The organism is Microbispora sp. GKU 823 (genome assembly GCF_002027145.1).
In the GTDB taxonomy this organism is placed as follows: domain Bacteria; phylum Actinomycetota; class Actinomycetes; order Streptosporangiales; family Streptosporangiaceae; genus Microbispora; species Microbispora siamensis.
In genome coordinates this window covers 1-3984 of record NZ_MWJN01000211.1, presented here as the reverse complement: position 1 = coordinate 3984, position 3984 = coordinate 1, and the positions used below count along the sequence as shown (strand labels likewise).

General features: G+C 73.0%; 3 protein-coding genes. 1 reads left to right on the top strand and 2 read right to left on the bottom strand.

Annotated features, from left to right (window positions below):
- Together B1L11_RS44110 and B1L11_RS44105 are read right to left on the bottom strand one after the other, a co-directional pair.
- On the bottom strand, window positions 1-875 hold an 875-nt coding region (locus tag B1L11_RS44110), incomplete at its 3' end, for a cytochrome c oxidase assembly protein (protein WP_143737994.1).
- Window positions 815-1741: a copper resistance D family protein gene (locus B1L11_RS44105; RefSeq protein ID WP_143737993.1), complete on the bottom strand. Its 927-nt coding sequence runs from the start codon at window positions 1739-1741 to the stop codon at window positions 815-817. The genes B1L11_RS44105 and B1L11_RS44110, both read right to left, overlap by 61 nt.
- 685 nt (window positions 1742-2426) lie before the next feature.
- Here B1L11_RS44105 and B1L11_RS44100 point away from each other — a divergent pair.
- Window positions 2427-3984: ricin-type beta-trefoil lectin domain protein (locus B1L11_RS44100; protein ID WP_218671703.1), on the top strand; the 1558-nt coding region annotated here is incomplete at its 3' end.

Here is a 3984-nt window from a genome sequence, read left to right as displayed (position 1 = left end):
CCGAGCAGCGTCCCCAGCCGCTGGTCGGCCGCCCGGTCCGGCGCCCACGGCAGCCCGAGCGCCGCGTACCACTCCGGGGCCTGCGGCGGCCCCGCCAGCACCACCAGGGCCGTCCACGCGCGTACGGCGATCGCCCCGGCGAGCATCCAGGCGCGGACCTGCGGCCGGATCGCGCGCGGGAGCGGGTCCACGCCGGCGGCCACCGCGAGGAACAGCACGGCGGTGACCGTCACCACCGCCTGCGCGGCCAGCCGCAGGGCGAGGCTCGGCTGGGCGTATCCGAACAGACCGGTCAGGTACAGCACCGGATACGGCAGCGCGTACAGGGCCAGGGCCGTCACCGGATGGGACAGCGCGCGGCCGGCCGGACCGCCGCCGGGATCCGCGTCCGGACGGGCCCGCCGCCACAGCGTCAGCGGCGCGCCGTAGACGAGCAGAACGGGGCCCACGGCGCCGAGCAGCGCGTACTGCGCCGCGTGCGCGGAGAACAGCGCGGGCGCGTACGCCGCAACGCCTCCCGAGGTGGCGTAGGCGAGCACGGCCAGACCGGCCAGCCAGGAGGCGGTCCGCCAGACCGGCCACCCCCCGCCGTCCTTCGAAGCGCGCGACAGCCGCCGTACGCCGGACAGGTACGCGGCCGCGGCGGCGGCCAGCAGGAGCAGCGCGATCGGGTCGGGCCGCACCTCGGTGACGAACGCGCCCCGGGTGAGGGGAGGCAGGGCGTATCCCAGCGCGTCGTGCTGGTGCACGGCCGTCCCCGTGGGCGGCGGGGGTGTGCGTCCCAGCGCCACGGCCAGGCCCAGCGTGCCGGCCATCACCGCGATCTCGCCGCAGGCGAGGCGGAGGAACGGCGCGCGGGCTCCGCCGGACTCCATCGCCCCGATGGTCCTGCGCCGTGCCGCCACCCGAACCAGCCGAGCACGGCCAGCGCGGCGATCTTGGCCAGCACGAGCTGGCCGTACCTCGACTGCCAGAGCAGGGGCACCGAGCCGAGCCTCACCCAGGCGTTGAGTGCGCCGGACGCCCCGACCGCGGCGAAGCAGCCCAGCGCGAGCGTGCTGAAGCGGCGCACGGCGACGGTGAGCCCGGGCGCGGCGCGCAGGTGCGCCACGAGGGCGTACAGGCCGCCGGTCCACAGCGCGACGGCCGCGACGTGTGCCATCAGGCTGAGGACGGCGAGGTTGTGGTCGGCGGCCGAGGCGGAGTGGCCCACGTACGCCGGGGGCAGCACCGCGAGGAGCGCCACCGCGAGCAGCACCGGCCGTAGGAGCGGGCCGTGCGGCAGGAGTGATCCGGCGGCGATCGCCAGGGCCGCGAGCGTCACCGTCAGGAACGCCTGCCCCTGCGGGATGTGGAAGAGGAAGGCGGACAGCGCGCCGGAGCGCAGCGCGTCCCCCGGAGGCAGGCCGAGGAAGTCCGACAGCGTCAGAACCTCGGTGACCGCCGCGCTCGCCGCCCAGCCGAGCGCCCACGCCCCGGCCGCCCGTACGACGCCCCGGCCGCTCGCGGGGGCCAGCACGACGGCCGCCAGCAGGACCCCGACCGTGGCGGCGGCGCAGACGTCGTGGACGAGGCGCACGACCGGCAGGCCCCAGGTGGTCAGGGCGCCGGGGGAGGGCAGCCCCTGGATCGCCGGTTGCGGTCTGCCGCCGCCGAACCACAGGGCGAGCGCCAGTACGGCGAACGCCGTCGCGGCGACGGCGGGGGCGACCACGCCGCGGTGGCGCTGGGGAGTTGTCATCGTCGGCGTCCTCGGCTCGGCACCGTTGATCGCTTGCGAGTATGACCGAAGGACCGCCCTCGGGGGAGCCCCCGCGGGAGGATCGGCCGCCACCTCGGCGTCCGGCTGAAAGGTGCAACGGCCCCCTACCGGGGCCGATGCCGGCATGTTCTCTTTCCTTCCGTCAGGTGGGAGCCGCGTGGGGGAGATGCCGGTGCGATCGCGCTGTCTCGCGGGGGTCGGACGCGAGACGGCGCGGGTCGCGGAACGTTCAGGTCTTCCTTCAGGTGGTTCTACCGGCGTTGTTAACGCTAACAATTCGACGGCGGAGATTTTCTCCTTCCGAGAGTCGTCCGAGGGCGGTGGTGGGGCGGAGCAAATACGACGCGGTGAACACTGTCAAGAGCCCGGGTCAGGGCTGCCTCCCGGATTCCGCCCGTCAAGGCGCCCACACACCTCCTGGGTGGCGGACCACGCTGAAAGTTTCACCGGCGGGCGCACGCGGTGAGGCAGCGGTTCGCCGGACACCTGGGGCCGCGCGTCGGGGAAAGCCTGCTCGAACCGATTCGCTCGACGGCCTTGACACGTCTCTCGATCGTTTCGACACTGAGTTTCGCGTTCGGTTTCTTCCTGCCGGGGTCGGTGGTGAGCGGCGGGGGCTCGCGGTGGCCGCACCTATCGAGGGCTCTATCAGAAGGAGAAACGAATGCGACTACGCAGGCCTGCCCGGCGACGGTCCCCCGGGGACACCGTGCGTGGCCGTTCCCCCCGCGTCCGGCTACGGCGGCTGGTCGCCGCCGTACACCTCGCGATCGTGACGATGGTGCCGGTGGGGTGGGCGGTCGCGGACGGCGCCGCGGCCGCCACGACGAGAACGGTCGCCGGCGCGGCCGTGGCGGCGGTGACGACTCCGCCGATGGGCTGGGCGTCGTGGAACACCTTCGCGGCCCAGATCAACTACAACGTGATCAAAGCCCAGGCGGACGCGATGGTGTCCTCGGGGATGAAGGACGCCGGCTACGAGTACGTCAACATCGACGAGGGCTGGTGGCAGGGAACGCGTGACGCGTCCGGCAACATCACCGTCGACACGGCGGAGTGGCCGGGCGGGATGAAGGCGATCGCCGACTACATCCACAGCAAGGGTCTGAAGGCGGGCATCTACACAGACGCCGGTCGGAACGGGTGCGGCTACTACTACCCGACCGGCCGTCCGGCCGCGCCGAACACCGGCAGCGAGGGCCACTACGACCAGGACTTCCTGCAGTTCTCCCGGTGGGGCTTCGACTTCGTGAAGGTCGACTGGTGCGGAGGGAGCGCCGAGGGACTCAACCCTCGCACCGCCTACCAGGCGATCAGCGACGCGATAGACCGGGCCACGGCACAGACCGGGCGGCCGATGGTGCTGTCGGTGTGCGACTGGGGCGTCCAGAGCCCCTGGGACTGGGCGCCGGGCATGTCCACCATGTGGCGGACCAGCGGCGACATCATCTACTGGGGACAGACCGCGTCGATGGACCGCGTGCTGGCCAACTTCGACTCCGCCCAGCATCCCGCCTCCCAGAGCCCGGGGCACTACAACGACCCTGACATGCTCGTCGTCGGGATGAACGGGTTCTCGGCCGCGCAGAACCGTACGCACCTGGGCCTGTGGGCGATCTCGGGGGCGCCGCTGCTGGCGGGGAACAACCTCGCCACGATGAGCGCGGAGACCAGGGCGATCCTGACCAATCGGGAGGTGCTGGCGGTCGACCAGGACCCCCTCGGGCGGCAGGGGGTGAAGGTGGCCGAGGACCTGAGCGGCCGCCAGGTGTACGCCAAGGTGTTGTCGGGGACCGGCCGGCGCGCGGTGCTCCTGCTCAACCGGACCACCTCGCCCGCCGCCATCACCGCCCGCTGGTCCGACCTCGGCCTCACCGGGCCGGCGAGCGTACGGAACCTGTGGGCGGGGACCGACGCCGGGACGTTCGACGGTAGCTACACCATGACCGTGCCCGCCCGCGAAGCGGTCCTCCTCACCGTCACGGGGAGCGGCACCACTCCGTCCGCCAGTCCTTCGCCCACTTCCGGCACCACGAGTGCGATCAAGGGTGTGGGGTCGGGCCGGTGCCTGGACGTCAACGGCGCCTCGCAGGCCAACGGCGCCCAGGCGCAGATCTGGGACTGCAACGGCCAGGCCAACCAGCGGTGGACGCCGACCGCCTCGGGTGAGCTGCGGGTCTACGGCAACAAGTGCCTGGACGTCAACAACCGCGGCACCGCGG